Source organism: [Limnothrix rosea] IAM M-220 (assembly GCF_001904615.1).
In the GTDB taxonomy this organism is placed as follows: Bacteria; Cyanobacteriota; Cyanobacteriia; order Cyanobacteriales; family MRBY01; genus MRBY01.
Window position 1 is genome coordinate 1 of record NZ_MRBY01000061.1, and the last position, 20531, is coordinate 20531.

The following is a 20531-nucleotide window of genomic DNA, read 5'->3' on the forward strand; positions in this document are numbered from 1 at the left end:
GCTCTCCCATTCACCGCGTCGTACTTCCGAGCATGCTTAAGCAAAACTCACGTTATTTATGTGCGTTACGCTTCGCTAACACACGCTACGACTTGATTGTTTAATTTTAAATTTTAAAGACACCCTCTGGATTTACCGACAGAATTGGGCGACGACTTAAGCCTTCTTTTTGAATAATTTGATTGGCGGCGAGGAGACCGCTGCTGGTTGCCCGCTCCATAAGGCCACAGGGGAACGGCATTTTCACCCAATCCCCTGCATACATCAAGTTCGGGATTTCGCTTTGGGTTGTTGGGCGATCGCCGTAACTATTGGGGGGATAACCCGAAAAATTCTTTTGGTTTACTAACTGACGATGAATGACCGTCGCGCCTTTCAGCTCAGGCACAATCTCATACAGTTCATTTTCAAAAGTTGCCAATAAATCTGCTTGCGTCGGAAACTCTTTTTCCTTGTAACAATAGGCATGTAACTCGATCACACTACCACCCGTTTTCGCAGCCCATTCCTTAAATTGCGTTTGAATACGGTGATAAAGGGTAATACTATCCGTGAGGGCATAGCCAGACAAGGACGTAAACCAACTATGCTCCCAATCAAAATCACGGTCAAACCAAAAACGCCCCACCGCAAAGGGATCAGACACCGCTAAAGTTTCAACCCGTCGCGTCGCCTCCGGATCGATCTCCCCAGTCATGCGTGTAAATAAATGGCGGGTTCCGGGCACATCCGCCGCGATGACAAAATAATCTGCTTCTAGGGTTGCTGTTTCTAGATCAGAACTAGGATTTTTAGCGATTAACTTCACTTCATCTGCTTTTTTCGCTTCCACCTCAAAGGTTGCTAAATCCCGTTGAGCTGGGCCACTGAGGCGCTTCCCATTTTTGTCGTAGCGTGCTCCATGGCAAGGACACACAAAAGACCCATCGGGTTGCCGTCCCACAGTACAACCTTGGTGGGTACAGGTCAGAGAAATACCTTCATCGGTTGCTTCGTCGACGGCGTACATCGTATCGCCTGCACCGTAGTAGGCGAGGCTATCATCTTCGATGAGCGTATTTTCCTTCACCCAAAATGGAATATCGGTTTGTTCGTCGCCCTGTTGATAGCTCAGAGATCGCACCTGACCATTTTCACAATGGATCTTGCCCACGGAAACATCGGTCAAAATTTTGCCACCGTTTGCTCGAATTGCGTCGGCGATCGGTTGCACCAAACTTGTGCCCATGTCATCAACCGTGCCGTTAAAGGCCAAGCCTTCAGGATTTCCGAAAAAGTAAAAGTGGAAAAACTGTAAAAGTTCTCCGGCGCTTAGGGTATCTGGTGCATTGAGGCTAGATTTGGCAAAGGGCAAAAAGTAAAGATCGTAAAGCCCCTTCGGAAAATCTTCATTCACCCATTCGGCCACGGTAATAGCATCGTAATTTTTAAAGGTGCGAGGGATTTTAAAGCCAGTAATGGCGTGAAAAACTTCGAGGTGTTTAAAGTTAGTGAGATTAATCCCCCACCGCAGTCTATTGGGCGAAGAAATGGCAAGGTCAACAATATTCCATGGGAAAGCTGTATTAGTCGGCCGAAAAACTTCAGGAAGATATGTCTCTGGGTCTTTAAAAACGAGGGAATAATAATCGAGGGACTGAAAATTATTTTTAATGCTCAGTTCTTCCACAAGACTTTTGAGGTTGTAGTACTGGGGGAAGAAGCCGTGGAAGCCGTGTTCCATCATGAATTCGTCTTCGCCGACATTAATCTTCCAACTGGCAATTTTACCGCCGAGCTGGGGTGATTTTTCGAGGAGCGTCACCTGAAATCCCCGCTGACTGAGTTCGTAGGCTGATGCTAGTCCGGCTAATCCGCCACCAACGACAACAACTTTTTTACCCTTACTGAGATGGCGAGGTAGGTCTAGAGTTTCTTGCTGGTGAATGGTAGGTTGCGGCTTGGCAAAACGCGAATACCCCGCCACTGATCCGACAGCGCCAACACCTAATAATTTGAGAGCGGTTCGTCTAGAAATGGGGGGAAGGGAAGAGTTTTCGCTCATGCATCAAGTCCGAAAGTCGCAGTGAATGTTGACTATTATTAGCGCACTTCTTCGGGGAGGCTGATGAATTGTGGCAAATTGTAAAGCTAATTTAACCTGTTTTGGGCTTAGGTTGCGCGACGGATATTAAAGCAACACCATTGATCTTTTTTCCAGAGGGCGGCAATTACCCAGCCGTGTTGTTCGAGGGTATCGGCAATGGGTTTAATTTGTTCGATTAAAATACCGCTTAAAATTCCCCAGCTCGTGGGCTTGGCGATCGCCGACATTTGGGGAATCAGCTCAATAATAATTTCCGCCAAAATATTACAAACAATGCCATCAAAACCACCGTTGTACATCGCTGGCAGGAGATCAAGACTCCCCTTCGCCACTTGCATTCTTTCCGAGGCAATATGATTTAACTTGCGATTACCTTGGGACGCTTCAATGGCCAAGATATCTGTATCCACACCGAAGGTCTGGGATGCCCCTAGGAGCAACGCCCCAATAGATAGAATGCCAGAGCCACAACCAATGTCTGCAATCACTTGGGTTTCCGGTTTATACCCCAAACGCATTTCTAGCGCTTCTAGGCAAAGCTGGGTCGTCTGATGAGTGCCCGTCCCAAAAGCTGCGCCGGGATCCAGTTTTAAGACAATTCGGTCGGTTTCCGGTGGCTCAATCCACTCTGGACAAACAAGGAGGCGATCGCCAATCTCTTGCGGCTCCCAGTGACTTTTCCAGCTACTAGACCAATCCTCATCATCCAGCATATTCCACTTCACAATGGGACGCGGCAAACCCATCATCAAAGAATCCTGTCGCAGCAATAACCCCAACGCCGCTAAATCTAAATAATCAAACTCTGCCTGGGGACTATAGGCACGGATGAGAAACGACTTGCCTTTTTTTTCAGAAGCCATACCCCGACAACCAAAATCATCCAGTCGCCAGAAAATACTTTCCTCCAAACTCGGCTCACACAAAACCTGTAGTTCCCACCAGTTTGTTGACATCGTTAATAGCCCCTACTTAGTTGGGGAAAGCAAAAAATGTTTTACTCTCCCCAATGTAATTCACATTACAATTTAACGGTGTAAGCGTCCCGAATTCCGGTCACTTTCATGATTTCGCTTAAAACACCTTCAGGTAGAGGATCATCTAGACTCAACACCATCACAGCATCACCACGTACAATTTTACGTCCCACTTGCATACTGGCAATATTGACGTTAAAGCTACCGAGGAGCGAGCCAATCTTACCGATAATTCCCGGCACATCGCGGTGCAGCGTAAAGAGCATATAGCCCGTCGGCGGCACATTAATGGGAAAACCATTGATATTGGTAATACGAATCTCGCCATCACTGAGCAACGCACCATTCACCGAATTTTCACCATCAGCACCCGTCGCCTCTAGGTGAATCGCCCCGGTGTAATCACGAACAGACTCGTCACGGGTTTCAATAACGCGGATGCCCCGTTCCTTTGCTTCAATTTCAGCATTAACGTAGTTCACCCGCTCACGCAATGCAGGCGAAAGCAGACCTTTGAGAGCTGCAACAACGAGGGGCTTTGCTTCCTTTTCAGCCAAATCACCCTGTAGTGTCACGCTCAATTTCTCGATACGTCCACCCGCCAACTGACCCACCATATTACCGAGGGTTTCCGCCAACTGGAGATAGGGACGGAGTTTTTCCATGACGTTAGCATTAAGACCCGGAATATTCACCGCAGAACGAGCCGGCAACCCAAGGATGACATCACGGATTTGCTCCGCGACATCAACGGCAACATTCACTTGAGCTTCGGCAGTAGAAGCACCAAGGTGAGGTGTGAGAACGACTTCTTCAATGTCACGCAGTTCCGATTCTCCCAGAGGCTCCGATTCAAATACGTCAAGGGCTGCACCGGCAAGGCGACCTTCGCGAATGGCCTTAGCCACAGCAACTTCATCAACCACACCACCACGGGAGCAGTTCACGATGCGGGTTGTGGGCTTCATCTTGGCGATGGATGCTTCACCGATGACATGGGTTGTTTCGGGGGTTTTAGGGACGTGGAGGGTAATGTAGTCCGATTCGCTAAAGAGATAGTCGAGATCAACGAGTTGGCAACCGATTTGTCCGGCACGCTCTTCGGAGATGAAGGGATCGTAGGCGAGGAGCTTCATACCCATGGCCTTACCGACTGTTGCTACGTGGGCCCCGATTTTACCAAGGCCAACAACGCCGAGGGTTTTCTTATAAACTTCTGCGCCAATAAATTTCTTGCGATTCCACTCATTAGCTTTAACGGATTGGTTTGCGTTAGGAATGTGGCGGGACAGGGATAGCATCATGGCTAAGGCGTGCTCAGCGGCGGCAATGGTATTCCCTTCTGGAGAATTTACAACGATAACGCCTTGACGAGTCGCAGCGGGAATATCAACGTTGTCTACCCCAACACCAGCGCGACCAATAATTTTGAGGTTTTTGGCAGCTTCTATGACTTCTTTTGTGACTTTTGTGCCAGAACGAATCATCAGGGCATCGTATTCGGGAATAATGCTGATGAGTTCTTCGACGGGAAGCCCCACTTTAATGTCTACTTGTGCAACCTGCGAGAGTATGTCAATCCCCGCTTGATCAATGGAATCGGAGACGAGAACTTTAGCCATAACAATTCAAATAAAAATAAAATTTTCGGTACAAATGGGTCACTATTGGGCGCGATCGCCGAATCGACAAAACGGGCAAATAGTTAATTCTTTGTAAAGAACAAAGCATCATTTTAGCCCGACTGCTCGCAATGAACAGAATTTGTCGCTGAATCTGTAAAAGTTCGTTGGTTTAGCGATCTAGAGAATGTTTTAGTCACCGAATAAACCCGATGGGGCATCGACCTCTAGCTGTTCTTCTACCAAATCAACTACGGGCACAATTTCCTTCACAAAGGGCACGAGATGCTTCTGTTTTTGCTCGTCAGTCACCTCAAGTACATCTTGTCCGGCTGAGTATAGATCGGTGACAACGCCTAACTTTTTTTTGGTATTGGTGTCGAGGACAGTCAGACCGATTAAATCGCTGACGTGATATTCTCCTTCTTCTAGTTCTGGGCGATCGCCGGCACGCACTAAAACCTCCGCATGGCGTAAAGCCTCAGCCTGGGAGCGGTCAGTAATATGCTCAAACTTAACCACAAAAACATTTTTGCCGGGAATAATTCTGCCCCGCTCCAGCTCAACAGATTGGGGTTCTTGGGAAGTATTCGGTAACCGCAGCCAACGTTGCCCCGGCACTTCAAACCGCTCTGGGAAATCAGTACTAGGTTTAACCCGCACTTCTCCCTTTAGCCCTTGGGCTGCCACAATTTTGCCCACCGTAATCCACTCTTGCTCTGTCACGCCTTACCTTTTTGTCTTAAATTGTGGTCATTTCAAATAATTTTAGTAGGGGTTTAACATGTTAAACCCCTACGGTGCCGAGATTTCAAATTTTATTGGTGTTTTACCTCTATCTGCAATCACCATGTTGTTCTAGGACTTAGGTCAACAGAATTCACAGCAAAATATTTGCGAAAACCACGGCTTAATACAATACCCGATTTTTTCGACGCTGTCGCCACGTTACAAAAGTCCAACGGAACTGGGTAAACACTTTAAAAAAATCTACCGCCCAAAACCCAGCGAAATATTGGTGTGTCAGCCTTTGCTCGACATTCTCTTCATAAAACGTTAGGTAAAAACCCCTAGCAATTCGTTAATCTCAAACCATTGAAACTTCTTTTAATTATTCGTTTGAGAGTGCAACTTAGCCAATGCTGATGAGCTTATTTGATCAACTGTGTGAGTTTTCCCGGAGCCACTGCATCGGTATCTGTGGTTGTCTTGTACCTTTTAATCTTATTTTGAGCTTTTTGACGTTAGTTTATGTCGGACGGGAAATGTCGCCACAGCTCATTAGAAAAAATGCGATCGCCGTCTATGGTGGTGTGACCTTAATGGTGCTCCATGTGAGTACGTGGTTTTTGATTGGTGTCGTGATGATCCCGACCTTTGTCTTACCAGTATTTGGCGCGACCTGTGTGGCGATTCACCTGTGGGCAACGAAATCTCCTGTAACAATGCGACGTTTTTTGCTGTGGTTGTTACAACCTGTTCTGAATCGAAAGCAACGTGCCACAATATGAAGTCACTAATTTTATTGATTTTTTGACAATCTAAATTTTCGGGCAATTTTTTTAAAAGGATATGAGCGATCAGGAGCAATCTTCTAAAGCGAATGCTACGGCAAATACAACATCCCTTCGTTCTCGGATTTGGGAAAATGTCAAGATCCTCGGCATTGCTCTGGTTATTGCGATTACGGTGCGGGGGTTGATCGTAGAGCCTCGTTATATTCCATCTGGTTCGATGCTGCCGACTCTACAGCTCGGCGATCGCGTGGTGGTGGAGAAAGTGTCCTACCGCTTCCAACCGGTACACCGGGGCGACATTATCGTATTTCGGACACCGCCCCAACTAGAGCTTTTTGGTTATGACCCCAAGCAAGCCTTTATTAAACGGGTGATGGCTGAGCCGGGACAAACGATCGCCGTCCATGATGGTGTGGTTTACCTTGACGGTGAGCCCCTTGAAGAGGACTTTATTGCCGCGCCGCCAGAGTACGAATTACAGCCCTTGACTGTGCCCCCCAATAATTTTTTTGTGATGGGGGACAATCGTAATAACAGTAATGATTCCCATATTTGGGGCTTTGTGCCGGAGCAAAATATCATCGGCCACGCGATCGCCCGTTTTTGGCCACCAGACCGTTTGGGACAATTGTCGTCTTAGGTTTTAGCGTTTTTGAATTTTTTAGATTTTTTTAAGCAACAAAGTTTTAGTCTGCGGTTGTGTGCCAAAGAAAATCAGCTAAGTTGCTGTCTTCTGTTGAGTTACTGGAACTGAGAAAAACTGTTTTTTGTTGCGTTGTTACTGTCGGAATGCGGCGGGCAACGCGGTCTGGAATGCCGTAATTATTAGCTAGATGAGCTTGCCCAACGAAGGTGATAAATTGTTGCTCCGGGTGATCTTGGAGATAGTCGGCGATCGCCTCAGCCATTGTTTCATCCCACAGAATTTGTGCGGCGGTAAAATTTTCTAACTTGACAGCTTGATTACCGTAATCCCCCTCAATGTGCGCCAGAAAGCTTGCTTCAATTTCATCGAGATAAGCTTGATTAGAAAAATCTAAATCTTGCCGCGCCGGAATGTAGCGATAATCCTGCTCTTCGAGGCTATCTAGCCCCTCAACCGCAACTTTATTGGTAATCTCAGCGGGCGTATTTAACGCAACGAGCGGGATCTGATGAGCCTTGGCAAATCTCAAAAGCGGCGCGTAATATTCCCAGTCAAATCCCCAGCGGCGATCGTATTCGCTAAGTTCTTGCAGTTCCTCTTCCGTCATTTCGTCGGCTAAGTATCTCGATAGATAAGGCTGAAATGGTCGCTGGAACATCTCGAAGCCTAGCGCCAAATTTTGATTATTTGTGTACAGCTTTGTGAGCAAATCATATTCAGCCTCATGATCTGCGAGATGGTCGTGGATTTCGCCAAGGTAAACCACTGGCGCTTGCTCTAAAACAGCAAGAATTTTAGCTTGGGGCTCGCTTAACTCTGCGGCAAAAACGGGCTGCACCCAACACAAACAAAAAGTAATAAAAAGACTAAAAAAAAGCTGCATTAAAACTGACTCTAAGGTTTAAAGTTTGCGGGCAAGGGTCAAACCGTCGGCGATCGCCAATAAACTCAAATCAACCCGTTCATCATTGTGGAGGGTCTCATTAAATGCGCGAATGACGGGAGTACGTTTATCATCATCATTCGGATCAGCCACCCGCCCAGACCACAGCACATTATCAATGGCAATCACACCGCCCTGACGCAGTAGCATTAAAGACTTCTCAAAGTAGTTGATGTAATTACGTTTGTCGGCATCAATAAACGAAAAATCAAAGGTGCTAGCCTCGCCATTGGCAAGCAGTTTATCTAAGGTCTCTAGGGCATCGGCTAACCGTAAATCGATTTTGTACGCAACACCCGCTTTTTGCCAATATTGCTGAGCAATTTTTGTACAGTCTGGGTTGCGATCGCAGGCTATAACTTGACCGTCATCGGGAATTGCTAACGCTGCGACGAGGGCACTATAACCCGTAAACACGCCAATATCTAAGGTTTTCTTTGCACCTATCAACTGTAATAGCCACCCCATAAACTGACCTTGATCCGGCGAGATTTGCATGTTCGCGGCTCGCTGCGTTGCAGTAAATTGCCGTAATTCTGTCAGGACTGGATGCTCCCGTAAGGAATTATCAAGGACATATTGATACAGCTCAGGCGTGAGATTAAGGATTTTATTCATCGCGCTTTTAGTCGTCAGCCAAAAACACTTTGTAGCCGAGATAGCCCGCAAAAAGTAAGACGGCGACAATAATGGCAGATGTGACGATTTTGAGGACTGTACTTAAAATTGCTAAACCTAAAATCAAACCGACGGCGATCGCCCCAACTTTAGCGACAGTCCCCAGTTTCTCAAAGGACTCCGCCAAGGGTTTAAGGAAACTTGTACTTTGCTGCGATGCCACTTTATTCACCATAGAGGCAGCCGCATTATCCAGCTCCGCCTCCATTGATTCTAGTTTGCGGCGCATTTCTTCCGAGTTACTCATGAGATCTTGTGTCCTAAAAAAATGGGAAACGAGGGACATTTCGATGGTAACTAAATTTTTGCAACTCAGGAGACTCGCCTTTTTTACCGCTCCCATCGTTCTAAGGAAAAAATAATGGGGCGATCGCCAGAAAAAAAAAGCAAAATCAATGGCGGTTATTTAACAAATTGTTATAAACTGAGGCAAATCTCAACAGGAGTTTTCCCTTATATGTTAAGACTTGAGCACATCCGCAAAATTTACCCGACAGGCGAAGTTCTCAAGGACGTTAACTGGGAAGTGAAGGCTGGTGAGCGCGTCGGTTTAGTCGGCGTAAATGGTGCCGGCAAATCGACTCAGATGAAAATCATTATGGGTGAGATCGAGGCCACTGATGGTGAGATTATTCGGCCTGCGGATCTGAGAATTGCCCACCTGACCCAAGAATTTGATGTTGTGCCCACTCGCACGGTTCGCGAAGAAATGTGGACGGTTTTTGTGGAGGCCAATGCGGCACAGGAAGAGATTAACGAGATTCAGCACAAGATGGCGGAGCCGGATGCGGATCTTGATGATCTGATCCATAAGCTTGACCGTGCCCAGCGGAAATTTGAAGGTCTTGATGGCTATCGTCTTGAGTCGAACATCGAAAAGATTCTCCCTGAAGTTGGTTTTGAAATCGAAGACGGCGATCGCCTCGTGAGTTCCTTTAGCGGCGGCTGGCAAATGCGCATCAGTTTGGGCAAAATCTTGCTCCAAGACCCAGACATTTTGCTGTTGGACGAGCCGACAAACCACCTTGATCTTGAAACTATCGAGTGGCTAGAAAACTATCTTCGCGGTTTAACCACACCGATGGTAATCATTTCCCATGACCGGGAATTCCTTGATCGCCTCTGCACAAAAATTGTCGAAACCGAGCGCGGTGTTTCTACAACCTACCTCGGTAATTATTCTCAGTATTTACTTCAAAAAGAAGAAAATAAAAACGCCCAGCAGTCAGCCTTTGAACGCCAGCAAAAGGAAATTGCCAAACAGCAAGAATTCGTCGAAAAGTTCCGTGCCAGCGCCACCCGTAGTACCCAAGCGAAAAGTAGAGAAAAGCAGCTCGAAAAAATCGAGCGGGTTGAAGCGGTGGTCAGCGATGTACGTACTCTGAAATTCAAATTTCCCCCTGCTCCCCGTGGCGGTGAAGAAGTTGCTACTATTACGGATCTCACCCATTCTTACAACGATAAAATTCTGTTTCTCGGCGCAAATCTCCAAATCGAACGCGGCGATCGCATTGCCTTTCTGGGGCCAAACGGTTGCGGCAAATCTACGTTATTGCGCTTTATCACGGGTAACGAGCAGCCGGAAGACGGTTCTGCTAAATTTGGAACCCACAACATTATTCCCGGTTATTTTGAGCAAAACCAAGCCGAAGCCCTTGACCTCAACAAAACAGTCATGGACACCATCCACGACGAAGTACCCGATTGGGAAAACCGTGAAGTGCGCACCCTACTCGGTCAATTTTTATTTAGTGGCGATACCGTATTCAAAAAAGTCGAATCCCTCAGCGGTGGCGAAAAAGCCCGCTTGGCCCTCGCAAAAATGCTCCTCGTTCCGGCGAACTTCCTCATCCTCGACGAGCCGACAAATCACCTTGATATTCCTGCTAAGGAAATGCTCGAGCGTTCCCTCAAGGAATATGACGGGACGATGGCGATCGTTTCCCACGACAGATATTTCATTTCCCAAGTGGCAAATAAAATTGTGGAAGTGCGAGACGGTGAACTGATCGTTTATAACGGTGATTATCACTATTATCTAGAAAAAATCGAGCAAGAAAAAGCTGCCGAAAAAGCGCGCCTCAAGGCAGAGCAGGATGCCAAGAAAAAAGCTGCCAAAAAAGCAAAAAATGAGGCAAAAAAGGCAAATAAGAAAAAAGCAGCAACCCGTTAAGGACGAGACATATCATGCATATCGGTTTGTATTGTCCTGCGGAAACGGGTCATCTTAATACGATGCTGCCTATTGGCGAAGCGCTAAAGCAACGGAGGCATCAAGTGACTTTTATTGGGGTTGAAGATGCCCAAGACAAAGTAGAGGCTGCGGGGCTAAATTTTTGTGCTGTCGGTGTGGAGGATTTTCCGAAAGGTAGTGCTGAAAAAATGTTTGCGGAGTTGGGAGAGCTAGAGGGTATTGCTGCTCTTTTGTATACGGTCAATTTTTTTAAAAAGCTCACAACTATCGTCTTAAAAGATGCCATAGATGTTTGTAACAAATTAGCGTTGGATGGCTTCGTAATTGATCAATCAACGGTCGAAGGTTCGGCGATCGCCGACTATTTACAACTTCCCTATGTAACCGTTTGTAGCGCTTTGCCGTTTAACCAAGAAGCTGGCGTTCCACCTGTATTTAGCACTTGGGAATATCGCAATACATGGTGGGCAAAACTAAGAAATCAATCAATTCATCTTATTGGTTCGTTGATTGGGAAATCTGTGCAAAAGCCAGCTAGGGCATTCCGAAAAAAACATAATCTTCCAAATCCCGAAAATTTTGACTCTCCTCTAGCCATCCTCTGTCAAGAACCAGCAGCTTTAGAGTTTCCGCGCCGTGAATTAGCTGAACATTTCCATTTTACGGGGCCCTATCACACCACGACAAGTCGGAAAAAAATAGATTTTCCTTGGGATAAATTAACAGGTCAACCGCTGATTTATGCCTCAATGGGAACGCTACAAAATCGACTAGATAATGTTTTTCAAATGATTGCGATCGCCTGCAAAGATCTCGATGTTCAGCTCATAATTTCTCTCGGTGGCGCATTAAATCCAGAAGATCTTCCCGCCCTTGAAGGTAATCCATTGGTTGTCCGTTATGCACCGCAAATTGAACTCCTCCAAAAGGCAACTTTAACGATTACCCATGCAGGTATGAATACAACCCTAGAATCGTTAACCTATGGTGTTCCTTTGGTGGCAATTCCTGTGACGAATGACCAACCGGGTATTGCTGCTCGAATCAAATGGTCAGGGGCTGGTGAATTTATTAATCTAAACCAGCTATCATCACAAAAATTACAAACAACAATTCAGCAAGTTTTAAGCACACCGTCCTATCGCGAAAATGCTCAGAAATTGCAAACACAAATTCAATCCGCCGGCGGTACAAATAAAGCTGTTAAAATCATTGAACAAGCATTAACAACAAAACAACCAGTGATCGGTAATTCGCGATGAAAAACTTCATTCAACTAGAGGACTATCAAGCTGCTTATACTGTCACAGGCACAGGTAAGCCTTTAATTTTGTTGCATGGCTTTTTTGGTGATGCTTGGACTTTAAATAATTTGGTGGAAGAATTAAAATCCGAATTTCAATGTTTTAATTTAGAATTATTGGGATTTGGGGATTCGGCTAAACCAAAAATCAATTATTTGATTAGTGATCAGGTGGTTTTTCTTCAGTCTTTTATCGAAGCTTTAGCGTTAGAAGATTATTATTTAGTGGGATATTCCTATGGTGCTTGGGTGGCATCAGCCTACGCGATCGCCGCTGGGCGTGGGGATTTTTCAAGTACTTTAAATAGCATTGCATTGCTTGCACCAACTGGGATTCGAGATGATAGTTTCACTGGACGCTATGATCATCTGAAACCCTTACTTTGGGAAACACCGATTGTCGATTGGGCGATCGCTGCCCTTAGACCGATGATGGCGATCGCCGGACAAAAAGACTATTTTGAAACCATTGTTCAGGCGCGGAATGCGATGATGAGTCAACCTGCGGCTGCCGCTTTTTTAAAGTCTCGACTTCGCCCTGAAGACGCAGTTGATACTGTCGAGCAAGAGCTACACCATGTCCAATGTTTAAGTTTAGTTTTAGCAGCAGGAAATGATAAACATATTCCTTTTTGGCATTGTGAAACCTATCAAGAAAAAATCTCTAATGCCCAACTTTTTAAGATTGAAAATGCTGACCATGACTTTGTCCAAACCCACAGCACAGAAATTGCTCACATTTTAAGAACAAACTTTAAGCAATCTGCTCCAGCACAAACCATGATGCAGCGTGATTGATACGCCCAAACATGTTGACTTTCTGAGAGGACTCTAACCCACTTAGCCACTGATGGATTTCTGGATTAAGGGTAATTAACCGGGAGTAACCTTGATTATTATCTAGTTGTACATAATAAAGGCGATCGCTGACTTTTTCGACAGTGCCAGAATACTCTTTAGCTTGGGGAGTTAAAGGTGATTGAAACTCACTACAAGGGCAGATACCAGTTTGGGGATATTGGTCGGGATTATCGAGATAAAACCGTTGCCATTTCAGCCATTCTGGATGCTCTAAAGGCAAATTATAAAAAGGCATAATTGCAGCCGGAGCATAGAAATCTGTTAATAACTTTTCCTGCAATTCCCGCACTGAAATATTCCGGGGAGAACAGTGATTTTGAATCGCTAAAGCGGCAGTTTGTCCGGCGGCTTGTCCTGTATTCATCACTAATGGTTGCAAACGCGTTGAGCCATTCGCCATATGAGACACTGCGATATTTTTTTCACAGGCAATTAATCCTTCGGTTTCTACTGGAATGAGGACAGAAAATGGCAAGGTAAAAGCTGTTCCCGTCACCCTTCCTCCCCAGTTAATAGACTTAGGAAATAGGGGAAACTTAAAGTCAGGATAGTGGTGATCATTGGGGTAATTACCGATGGCGATCGCCGTAATGTTCCAGTCGCTATCAATGGGAATTAGAGCAACATCTCCATCCGGTAAAAGTTGATCTTCGGTGAATGTTTCTGTACCAATAATGCGGCGACTTTCGCGGAAATAGGGCATCAAAGCAAAACTACCTTGACCTAAATTGTGGGGAAAAATTCCCGTTGCCAAGCCATATTTGCCCTCAGACTCTCGATAGATATGGTCGGCAAAAGCAAAACTGTGAGCTTGGGCATCCTTGTAAAAATCTTGGCGGGTATCAGGATCTAATAATCGATGAGCATCTAAGCCGTAATCATTGCCGGCGATCGGCCAATTCAGCATAAATTTCCCGTCCGGCAGCCCACCATAATTCATAAATAAATCAAGATCGCCCTCTTTCCAAGCCCCCTTAAATTTGGTGTAATCGCTATAGCCAACGGGTGGTTTGACACCGTTTTCCTGCATATAAAAAACCCATGTCGGCGACTGCACCGGATAGGTTTCGGACATTTTATTCGGCTTTTCTAGGGCACTAGGTTCGTCCATCGTAATCTCAGTATCCCAGTCCCAACCCCAGCGGTGGGGCACATCTCCCAACGCCAAAATATCTCCCAACTCTGTGCCATCGATAATAATATCTGCGTTAATTTCGTACTTCTCAAAACGGACTCCAGTCAGGCGATCGCCCTGCTTTTTGACCTCAAGAGGAACTTGCCCCGAGATCCAAGTGAGATGCTTTTCCGCTTTGACCCATTCCGCAAAAATTTCAGCACCCAAACGCGGATCAAAAGTAAACATACTGACCCAACTGTGGTCTAGCCCTTCCTTTTGACGCTTTTGTAATTCCCTGAGAAAAGCCCCCCACAATCCCGTTTGCAAAGATAAAAGTTCATTACCATCCGGTGCCGCCACCCCCGCCGCCGTCAACATACCACCAAGCCAGACAAACTCGCTGACAAGAATCGTATCAACGCCACTACGCGCACATTGCAAAGCCGCCGCAGTACCACCCGTACCACCACCAACCACTAACACCTTTGTTTGAAACGTTTTCATTGCCCTAAAAAACCTACAAAAGATTAAGCCCCATCGATATTAGTCCCGACTAAATTTAAGCCAGCACAATAATACACACCTAAAACATTGATATCTGATACCTGTTCACTGATAACTGTTCACTGATACCTGTTCACTGATACCTGTTCACTGATAACTGTTCACTGATACCTGACTATTCAGCATTTTCCCGCTGGAGCCAATCCCGCCCGACACGTATCGTGATATCCGACTCAATTTCGCCCACAGAAGAAGATTCAACCCGACCCATACCGATCGCCTCCCGTAATAAATTTGCCGCCGCAAAATCCCCTCGCTGGGCAATGATTAGAGTTTGGTCAAGTAAATCAGGATAGTCTCTTGCTAGATAGGTATTCGTAAAATCTTCCTGCGATAAATAGCGCGACATTTCACCAGCCATACCATTTTCACCAGTGGCATTTTGAATCGCAATCCGTAATCTCTGGGGGGCGATCGCCGTCGAGTTGCCATCCCCCAAAACCTGCAGAGGCGGCTCAACCCCAAAAAAGTCCTGCATTACCTTATGCTTTTCCTGATTCGCAATAATCCAGTAACTGCGATTATATTCCCCAGAATCACTAAAACGACCCGGCAACATCACCATATTCAGATCATCCTGTTCCAGCTGACGAGAGAAATTCATCAACGCCAGCATCTCCTCCCAGCTTAAATTCGTATCAATATTTTCCTGGATCAAACTAATCAAATTCGGCAAACGCGGAATAATCGTTGGAGACTGAATCTTTTCCCGTAACGCCTTTAATAAAACCTGTTGGCGCTGCACCCGACCAATATCACCATACTGATCACCACGAAAACGCGCAAACTGCTCCGCTTGATCCCCATCTAAAACCTGCCAGCCCTGCTCCAAATCAATATCAAGATCCTGAGTTTCATCCCTATACTTCATATCCTGGGGCACAAACACATTCACCCCCCCAACCGCATCAACCAAATCCTTAAACGTATCCGTCGTTAAACGAACAAAGCGATCAACCGGCACATCATTAAGCGTTTCACTCACCACCTGAGCCGCAAGCTCACCACCACCATAGACATTCGCATCATTAATCTTCGCCAAACCTTGCTCAGGAATAATCACCTGTGTATCCCTCGGAATCGATAGCATATTCACTTGCTGATTCCCTAATGTTGGATCAAACCGTACCAACAACATCGTGTCGCTACGTCCATCAAACATTTCACTCCCTTCAGTGCCTTCAACACGATCAATACCCATCACCAAAATATTGACAGGTCGCCCTAAAGAATAACTACCAAGCTGCTGTAACCCATCCTGCTTAAGACTTTCAAGGGAAGGCAAAAAAGGTAAAACGATCCGAGATAAAGGTGTGTAAAGCGCCAGCCAAGTACCAACAGCCGCCGAAAGCAACGTCGTTCCCATAAAACCAGTACCCCAAAGAAAACCCTTTAGAATCACTGGCAACTTTTTTGTCACGCCAGATACAGACTGCCTCTGGATACCAGGAAGCTTGACCGAGGGTTTGCCGTTCCCTTCTTCCTTGTTTACTTCCTGCCCTTGAGTCATTGCGCGCTTTCTCCCAGAGATCACCAGAAAAAATCTCCCTTAACAAAATTTTATAGGGTCTGTTGTCGAATTACCTAGCACTTTTCTTCAGCCCGACCCACAGACTTTCCTCAAAGTTTCGCAGACAAATTTTCTCAATCTTACATTTCTATTCCCTTGCGTTAATCTAGAATCTAACCCCACAACGCAGTAGACTGGAAAGCTGCACTCGTGTTCTTGGTCGTGACCCCAGACCTCACATCTTGAATATTTCCTCAGAACACCCATAATGTTAAATCCTAATTTAGACACTGTAGAACTAACAAAGGATGACTACGAACGCTATTCGCGGCATTTGATTTTGCCAGAAGTGGGCGTAGATGGACAAAAACGGCTCAAAGCAGCCAGCGTCCTTTGTATTGGTAGTGGCGGTCTTGGTTCACCGCTATTGCTTTACCTTGCCGCCGCAGGTATTGGTCGAATTGGTCTGGTTGATTTCGATGTGGTCGATTTCTCCAATCTCCAGCGCCAAATTATTCACGGTACTTCGTGGGTTGGTAAGCCTAAAATTGAATCGGCGAAAAATCGCATTCTTGAGATTAATCCTTTTTGTCAGGTGGATCTCCATGAAACCCGGCTCAGCTCTGAAAATGCCCTAGACATTATTAAAGACTATGACATCGTTGTTGATGGTACGGATAATTTCCCCACGCGCTATTTGACCAATGACGCTTGCGTTTTATTGGACAAGCCCAATGTTTATGGTTCGATTTTCCGCTTTGAAGGTCAGGCGACAGTCTTCAACTATGAAGGCGGCCCCAACTATCGTGATCTTTATCCTGAACCACCACCACCGGGCATGGTTCCTTCCTGTGCGGAAGGTGGTGTTCTCGGTGTGCTACCGGGCATTATCGGCACAATTCAAGCAACGGAAACGATTAAAATCATTTTGGGTAAACCCAGCACATTGAGCGGTAGACTTTTGCTCTATGATGCGTTGGGTATGAAGTTTCGGGAGCTAAAGTTGCGCCCGAATCCTGTACGTCCTGTAATCGAAAAACTGATTGATTACGAACAATTTTGTGGTATTCCCCAAGCTCAAGCTGCGGAGGCTGAACAGCAAGACGGTATGGAAGAAATGACAGTAACGGAGCTTAAGGCTCTTCTTGATAGTGACGCGGATGATTATGTACTGATCGATGTGCGTAATCCCCATGAGTACGAAATCGCCAGTATTCCGGGGGCGACGTTAATTCCTCTGCCGGAAATTGAAACTGGTGATGGTGTTAGTCAAGTGAAGGAGTTGGTGACTGATGGTAAAAAGCTCATTGCCCATTGCAAGATGGGTGGTCGTTCTGCGCAGGCGCTAACGATTTTGCAAAATACGATTGGTATTTCTGGTACTAATGTTAAGGGTGGTATCCGTGCTTGGAGCGAAGAAGTGGATTCTTCGGTTCCTACTTACTAGATTTAAGTAATTCGGGATTGAGTATTTAAGTCAATTTCATTTTTAGTCTTTTGAATATCTCAGGGTAGTGATGCTCTGGGATATTTTTTATGTTTCTCTTTGTTATTAGTCTGAGAACTTTTGAGAGTAAGCGGAATTGATGGAGAATCCCTCCGCCTTCGGCACCTCCTTTGGAAGGGAGGCAAGTGGGAGTCAAAGGCTATCGTTCTTTTTTAAGGTTGAGGATGGATTTGTCGTTAATAGGTTTGCCAGACTCTTGGAGTGGTGAATTTGTGGGGGGAGTAGAGCGATCGCCATGCCTGTAGCATTGCAATAAACCAGCGTTTTACTTCTGTGGAAGAAGAGCCTCGGTAGCGACAGAGTAAGCCTTTGGGTAGTTTTGTGATGCCGCCTAATCCTTGTTTTAGAGGTGGTGCTATTTCGCGGAGCTGTGAGATTTTTTCTTCATGAATATCTAATCCGACCAAAGCTAATGTTCCCACGATGGGTTGGTCGTTGAGGCCATTCCATGCGCTAAATAATTGTGGGTTACCTTGGAGCTGTTGGCGATCGCCCCAGAGGAGTTCGCCTTCTTGCCAAACTTCCGTAGCATTGCACCATTGACCAGAATGGTATTTTTCTCCCCGCGCCGTGCGCCCAAAGCGAATGATATCGCTACCGCACCACACCGCCCCCGGTGCTAAATTTACCCGCAATGACTGTCGGTAATCTGCGCCGTCAAACACGATGAGCTCTTGGGGAAAATATTCCAAAATTGTGCCTGCGGCTTGGTTGATTACTCCGGTTTGTGCGGCAACTTCGCCGTTACTGCGATAAATTTTGTTTGCTGCCGCTGTTGTCAGGAAAACATGACTATTTTCTGCTAAAGCTAAATCTATAGACAGGCGATCGCCACCGACGACTCCCCCGGCAGTATGAAGCAAAACCGTATGACAAACGTGATCGCCATCTGGGTAAAACGGTCGCTGTACCCGAAATGGTGCAGCCGTTAAGCAACGACGTACTACCGTTTGATTGTCCCGTGAACCGTAGCTTAAATTTACTTTTCCGTGCCAAGAAGTTGATCTATTCATGTTTATTGAAAAGGTCTCACAAAAGGGGCGATCGCCAAATTTTCTTAAATTCAAAACACTAATGTCTGGGAAAAGCTCGATCCCAGCCTTACCATTTAGTCTTGCCCAAAGATTTTATTCGTAAAACAATAAGTCTAAATACCCCCAAAAATCCTAATCACACTTCCCCCATTTTGCAGTTGCTGCTGGCGGACAGATCCTTTATCTTTGAACGAATTATAAAAATATAACCCCCCGTAAAAAATCATTGGAAAGGAGCCCACATGTATGTATATAGTCCAAATCGCTTCGGAATGCGCGCCTGTCGCTAAAGTCGGTGGACTCGCAGACGTTGTTTACGGACTCAGTCGCAAACTTAGCCTACGGGGACATGCCATCGAGATCATTCTTCCCAAATACGACTGCATGCGCTATGACCACATTTGGGGACTCCACGTGGCCTACCAAGACCTTTGGGTACCTTGGTATAGCGGCGCTATTCACTGTACGGTTTTCTACGGTTGGGTGCATGGACAGCAATGTTTCTTTATTGAGCCCCATTCCAGCGATAACTTCTTTAACCGTGGACATTTCTATGGCAGTCTAGACGACCATCTACGATTTGCCTTCTTTAGTAAAGCAGCCCTCGAATTTCTCCAAAAATCCAATAAACGACCCGACGTTATCCACTGTCATGACTGGCAAACAGGTTTAATTCCAGTGATGCTGTTTGAAATGTATAAGTGGCATGGTCTCTGGGAACAGCGCGTTTGCTATACCATTCACAACTTTAAGCACCAGGGGATTACGGGGGGCGATATTCTCCGCGCCACAGGTCTAAACAATGAAGGCTACTATTTCCACTACGATCGCCTACGCGATAACTTTAATCCCTTTGCCCTAAACTTCATGAAAGGCGGTATTGTCTATTCCAACGCCGTCACAACCGTATCACCCCACCATGCTTGGGAAGCGCACCACACCGATATTAGCTGTGGCTTGGGACATACTCTCCACATGCACCAAGATAAATTTAAAGGCATCCTCAATGGCATTGACTACAGCATTTGGAATCCAGAAGTCGACCATAGTATCCCCTTTCAATACAGCTGGGAAAACATTGAAGAAAAATCAAAAAATAAAAAAGTATTGCGGGAACGTCTGTTACTAGATAGTTCAGATCCGAATAAACCAATTGTGGCGTTTATTGGCCGCCTCGATGATCAAAAGGGTGTTCATTTAGTACACCATGCCCTGTACTATGCCCTCAGTCGCGGCGCGCAGTTTGTCTTGCTTGGTTCGGCGACGGAAAATACAATTAATTCTTGGTTCTGGCACGAAAAATTCCATCAAAATAATAATCCCAATTGTCATATTGAGCTTGGCTTTGATCCGGAATTGGCGACGTTGATTTATGCCGGTGCTGACATGATGGTCGTTCCGAGTAATTATGAGCCTTGTGGTTTAACTCAGCTCATTAGTTTGCGTTACGGTACTGTGCCGATTGTGCGTGGTGTTGGTGGCTTAGTCAGTACTGTCTTTGACCGTGACTATGATCAGTATCGTCCGCCGGAAGAGCGAAATGGCTATGTCTTCTACCAAACGGATACGCATGCCCTTGAGTCGTCTATGGATCGGGCTTTGGGTCTTTATTATGTTTATCCTGATGAGTTTAAGAAGTTACAAATCCAAGGGATGCAGTGTGATTATTCTTGGCATGGCCCAGCGGAAGAATATGAGGCGCTCTATGATTTTGTAAAGGCTTGATGGTTGGGTCTTTAATGTTTTAGTTGATTGTGGCGATCGCCCCTGTGGGAATTTTGAATATGTCCAGAGGGGAACGTTTTCCACATAGAAAAAATCTTTTCCACAAAGGAACTAAAGTTTTCCACAGATTTTTAAAAATGTTAAATGATACTTAAGAACAAAGGTTTTTTCTGGCTAAATGTCGGGTTAAATAACGTCAGTTATGGATAAGAATGTAGCCAAAATTCTTTAGAGAAAAGGAGACACG

At 45.8% G+C, this 20531-nt stretch carries 17 protein-coding genes; 7 read left to right on the top strand and 10 right to left on the bottom strand.

Going from position 1 to position 20531, the window contains the following annotated elements; all coding sequences use genetic code 11:
* Window positions 1-106: 106 nt before the first annotated feature.
* The 4 genes from NIES208_RS16570 to rimM all read right to left on the bottom strand — a co-directional run bounded on the left by NIES208_RS16570 (window position 107) and on the right by rimM (window position 5411).
* Window positions 107-2044, bottom strand: coding sequence for an FAD-dependent oxidoreductase (locus NIES208_RS16570; protein ID WP_075894098.1), 1938 nt, complete (start codon window positions 2042-2044; stop codon window positions 107-109).
* A 107-nt stretch (window positions 2045-2151) separates the two neighbouring features.
* A complete protein-coding gene (prmA, locus tag NIES208_RS16575; RefSeq protein WP_075894099.1) occupies window positions 2152-3042 on the bottom strand; it encodes a 50S ribosomal protein L11 methyltransferase in 891 nt (296 codons plus the stop codon).
* A gap of 65 nt (window positions 3043-3107) precedes the next feature.
* Window positions 3108-4685, bottom strand: coding sequence for a phosphoglycerate dehydrogenase (gene serA, locus NIES208_RS16580; protein ID WP_075894100.1), 1578 nt, complete (start codon window positions 4683-4685; stop codon window positions 3108-3110).
* Window positions 4686-4877: 192 nt separating this feature from the next.
* Window positions 4878-5411 (bottom strand): ribosome maturation factor RimM, encoded by a 534-nt coding sequence (rimM, locus tag NIES208_RS16585; RefSeq protein ID WP_075894101.1) that lies wholly within the window; start codon window positions 5409-5411, stop codon window positions 4878-4880.
* Window positions 5412-5830: 419 nt separating this feature from the next.
* On the opposite strand from rimM, the gene NIES208_RS16590 reads away from it, so the two are divergent.
* The gene (locus NIES208_RS16590) at window positions 5831-6196 is read left to right on the top strand and encodes a hypothetical protein (protein ID WP_225875339.1); all 366 of its coding nucleotides are present in this window, start codon (window positions 5831-5833) and stop codon (window positions 6194-6196) included.
* 61 nt (window positions 6197-6257) lie between these two features.
* Complete coding sequence (gene lepB, locus NIES208_RS16595) at window positions 6258-6842, top strand: signal peptidase I (protein ID WP_075894103.1); 585 nt, start codon at window positions 6258-6260, stop codon at window positions 6840-6842.
* A gap of 46 nt (window positions 6843-6888) precedes the next feature.
* On the opposite strand, the gene NIES208_RS16600 is transcribed toward lepB, so the two are convergent.
* The 3 genes from NIES208_RS16600 to NIES208_RS16610 are packed head-to-tail and all read right to left on the bottom strand — an operon-like array spanning window position 6889 to window position 8812.
* On the bottom strand, window positions 6889-7731 hold the full coding sequence (locus NIES208_RS16600; protein ID WP_075894104.1) for a ChaN family lipoprotein: 843 nt from the start codon (window positions 7729-7731) through the stop codon (window positions 6889-6891).
* An 18-nt stretch (window positions 7732-7749) separates the two neighbouring features.
* On the bottom strand, window positions 7750-8409 hold the full coding sequence (locus NIES208_RS16605; protein ID WP_075894105.1) for a class I SAM-dependent methyltransferase: 660 nt from the start codon (window positions 8407-8409) through the stop codon (window positions 7750-7752).
* A gap of 7 nt (window positions 8410-8416) precedes the next feature.
* Entirely contained in the window at window positions 8417-8812 is a 396-nt protein-coding gene (locus NIES208_RS16610; RefSeq protein WP_075894106.1) for a hypothetical protein, read from the bottom strand.
* Window positions 8813-8926: 114 nt separating this feature from the next.
* Between NIES208_RS16610 and NIES208_RS16615 the strand changes: the two genes are divergently transcribed.
* From NIES208_RS16615 to NIES208_RS16625, 3 genes are read left to right on the top strand one after another with little or no spacing between them, the layout of a single operon-like run.
* A complete protein-coding gene (locus NIES208_RS16615) occupies window positions 8927-10642 on the top strand; it encodes an ABC-F family ATP-binding cassette domain-containing protein (protein ID WP_075894114.1) in 1716 nt (571 codons plus the stop codon).
* A gap of 14 nt (window positions 10643-10656) precedes the next feature.
* Complete coding sequence (locus tag NIES208_RS16620; RefSeq protein ID WP_084176672.1) at window positions 10657-11925, top strand: glycosyltransferase; 1269 nt, start codon at window positions 10657-10659, stop codon at window positions 11923-11925.
* Entirely contained in the window at window positions 11922-12764 is an 843-nt protein-coding gene (locus NIES208_RS16625) for an alpha/beta fold hydrolase (protein WP_075894108.1), read from the top strand. Before NIES208_RS16620 ends, NIES208_RS16625 begins: the two co-directional genes overlap by 4 nt.
* Here the strand turns inward: NIES208_RS16625 and NIES208_RS16630 are convergent.
* Both NIES208_RS16630 and NIES208_RS16635 read right to left on the bottom strand, forming a co-directional pair.
* Window positions 12721-14448 (bottom strand): FAD-dependent oxidoreductase, encoded by a 1728-nt coding sequence (locus NIES208_RS16630; protein ID WP_075894109.1) that lies wholly within the window; start codon window positions 14446-14448, stop codon window positions 12721-12723. The two genes, NIES208_RS16625 and NIES208_RS16630, sit on opposite strands and share 44 nt — an antisense overlap.
* A gap of 175 nt (window positions 14449-14623) precedes the next feature.
* Window positions 14624-16018: an LCP family protein gene (locus tag NIES208_RS16635; RefSeq protein ID WP_075894110.1), complete on the bottom strand. Its 1395-nt coding sequence runs from the start codon at window positions 16016-16018 to the stop codon at window positions 14624-14626.
* 268 nt (window positions 16019-16286) lie between these two features.
* Between NIES208_RS16635 and moeB the strand changes: the two genes are divergently transcribed.
* Window positions 16287-17465 carry a molybdopterin-synthase adenylyltransferase MoeB gene (gene moeB, locus NIES208_RS16640; RefSeq protein ID WP_075894111.1) on the top strand — a complete coding sequence of 393 codons (1179 nt, stop codon included), beginning with the start codon at window positions 16287-16289 and terminating at the stop codon, window positions 17463-17465.
* A 236-nt stretch (window positions 17466-17701) separates the two neighbouring features.
* Here the strand turns inward: moeB and NIES208_RS16645 are convergent, their stop codons facing one another.
* Window positions 17702-18538 (bottom strand): urease accessory protein UreD, encoded by an 837-nt coding sequence (locus NIES208_RS16645; protein WP_075894112.1) that lies wholly within the window; start codon window positions 18536-18538, stop codon window positions 17702-17704.
* 267 nt (window positions 18539-18805) lie between these two features.
* On the opposite strand from NIES208_RS16645, the gene glgA reads away from it, so the two are divergent.
* On the top strand, window positions 18806-20284 hold the full coding sequence (gene glgA / locus NIES208_RS16650; protein ID WP_075894113.1) for a glycogen synthase GlgA: 1479 nt from the start codon (window positions 18806-18808) through the stop codon (window positions 20282-20284).
* Window positions 20285-20531: the final 247 nt, after the last annotated feature.

Bases quoted from the DNA above. Each gene is read 5' to 3' on its own strand.
- NIES208_RS16570 (WP_075894098.1), bottom strand. From the start codon at position 2,044: ATGAGCGAAAACTCTTCCCTTCCCCCCATTTCTAGACGAACCGCTCTC.
- prmA (WP_075894099.1), bottom strand. From the start codon at position 3,042: ATGTCAACAAACTGGTGGGAACTACAGGTTTTGTGTGAGCCGAGTTTG.
- serA (WP_075894100.1), bottom strand. From the start codon at position 4,685: ATGGCTAAAGTTCTCGTCTCCGATTCCATTGATCAAGCGGGGATTGAC.
- NIES208_RS16590 (WP_225875339.1), top strand. From the start codon at position 5,831: ATGAGCTTATTTGATCAACTGTGTGAGTTTTCCCGGAGCCACTGCATC.
- lepB (WP_075894103.1), top strand. From the start codon at position 6,258: ATGAGCGATCAGGAGCAATCTTCTAAAGCGAATGCTACGGCAAATACA.
- NIES208_RS16600 (WP_075894104.1), bottom strand. From the start codon at position 7,731: ATGCAGCTTTTTTTTAGTCTTTTTATTACTTTTTGTTTGTGTTGGGTG.
- NIES208_RS16605 (WP_075894105.1), bottom strand. From the start codon at position 8,409: ATGAATAAAATCCTTAATCTCACGCCTGAGCTGTATCAATATGTCCTT.
- NIES208_RS16610 (WP_075894106.1), bottom strand. From the start codon at position 8,812: ATGGGAGCGGTAAAAAAGGCGAGTCTCCTGAGTTGCAAAAATTTAGTT.
- NIES208_RS16615 (WP_075894114.1), top strand. From the start codon at position 8,927: ATGTTAAGACTTGAGCACATCCGCAAAATTTACCCGACAGGCGAAGTT.
- NIES208_RS16620 (WP_084176672.1), top strand. From the start codon at position 10,657: ATGCATATCGGTTTGTATTGTCCTGCGGAAACGGGTCATCTTAATACG.
- NIES208_RS16625 (WP_075894108.1), top strand. From the start codon at position 11,922: ATGAAAAACTTCATTCAACTAGAGGACTATCAAGCTGCTTATACTGTC.
- NIES208_RS16630 (WP_075894109.1), bottom strand. From the start codon at position 14,448: ATGAAAACGTTTCAAACAAAGGTGTTAGTGGTTGGTGGTGGTACGGGT.
- NIES208_RS16635 (WP_075894110.1), bottom strand. From the start codon at position 16,018: ATGACTCAAGGGCAGGAAGTAAACAAGGAAGAAGGGAACGGCAAACCC.
- moeB (WP_075894111.1), top strand. From the start codon at position 16,287: ATGTTAAATCCTAATTTAGACACTGTAGAACTAACAAAGGATGACTAC.
- NIES208_RS16645 (WP_075894112.1), bottom strand. From the start codon at position 18,538: ATGAATAGATCAACTTCTTGGCACGGAAAAGTAAATTTAAGCTACGGT.
- glgA (WP_075894113.1), top strand. From the start codon at position 18,806: ATGTATATAGTCCAAATCGCTTCGGAATGCGCGCCTGTCGCTAAAGTC.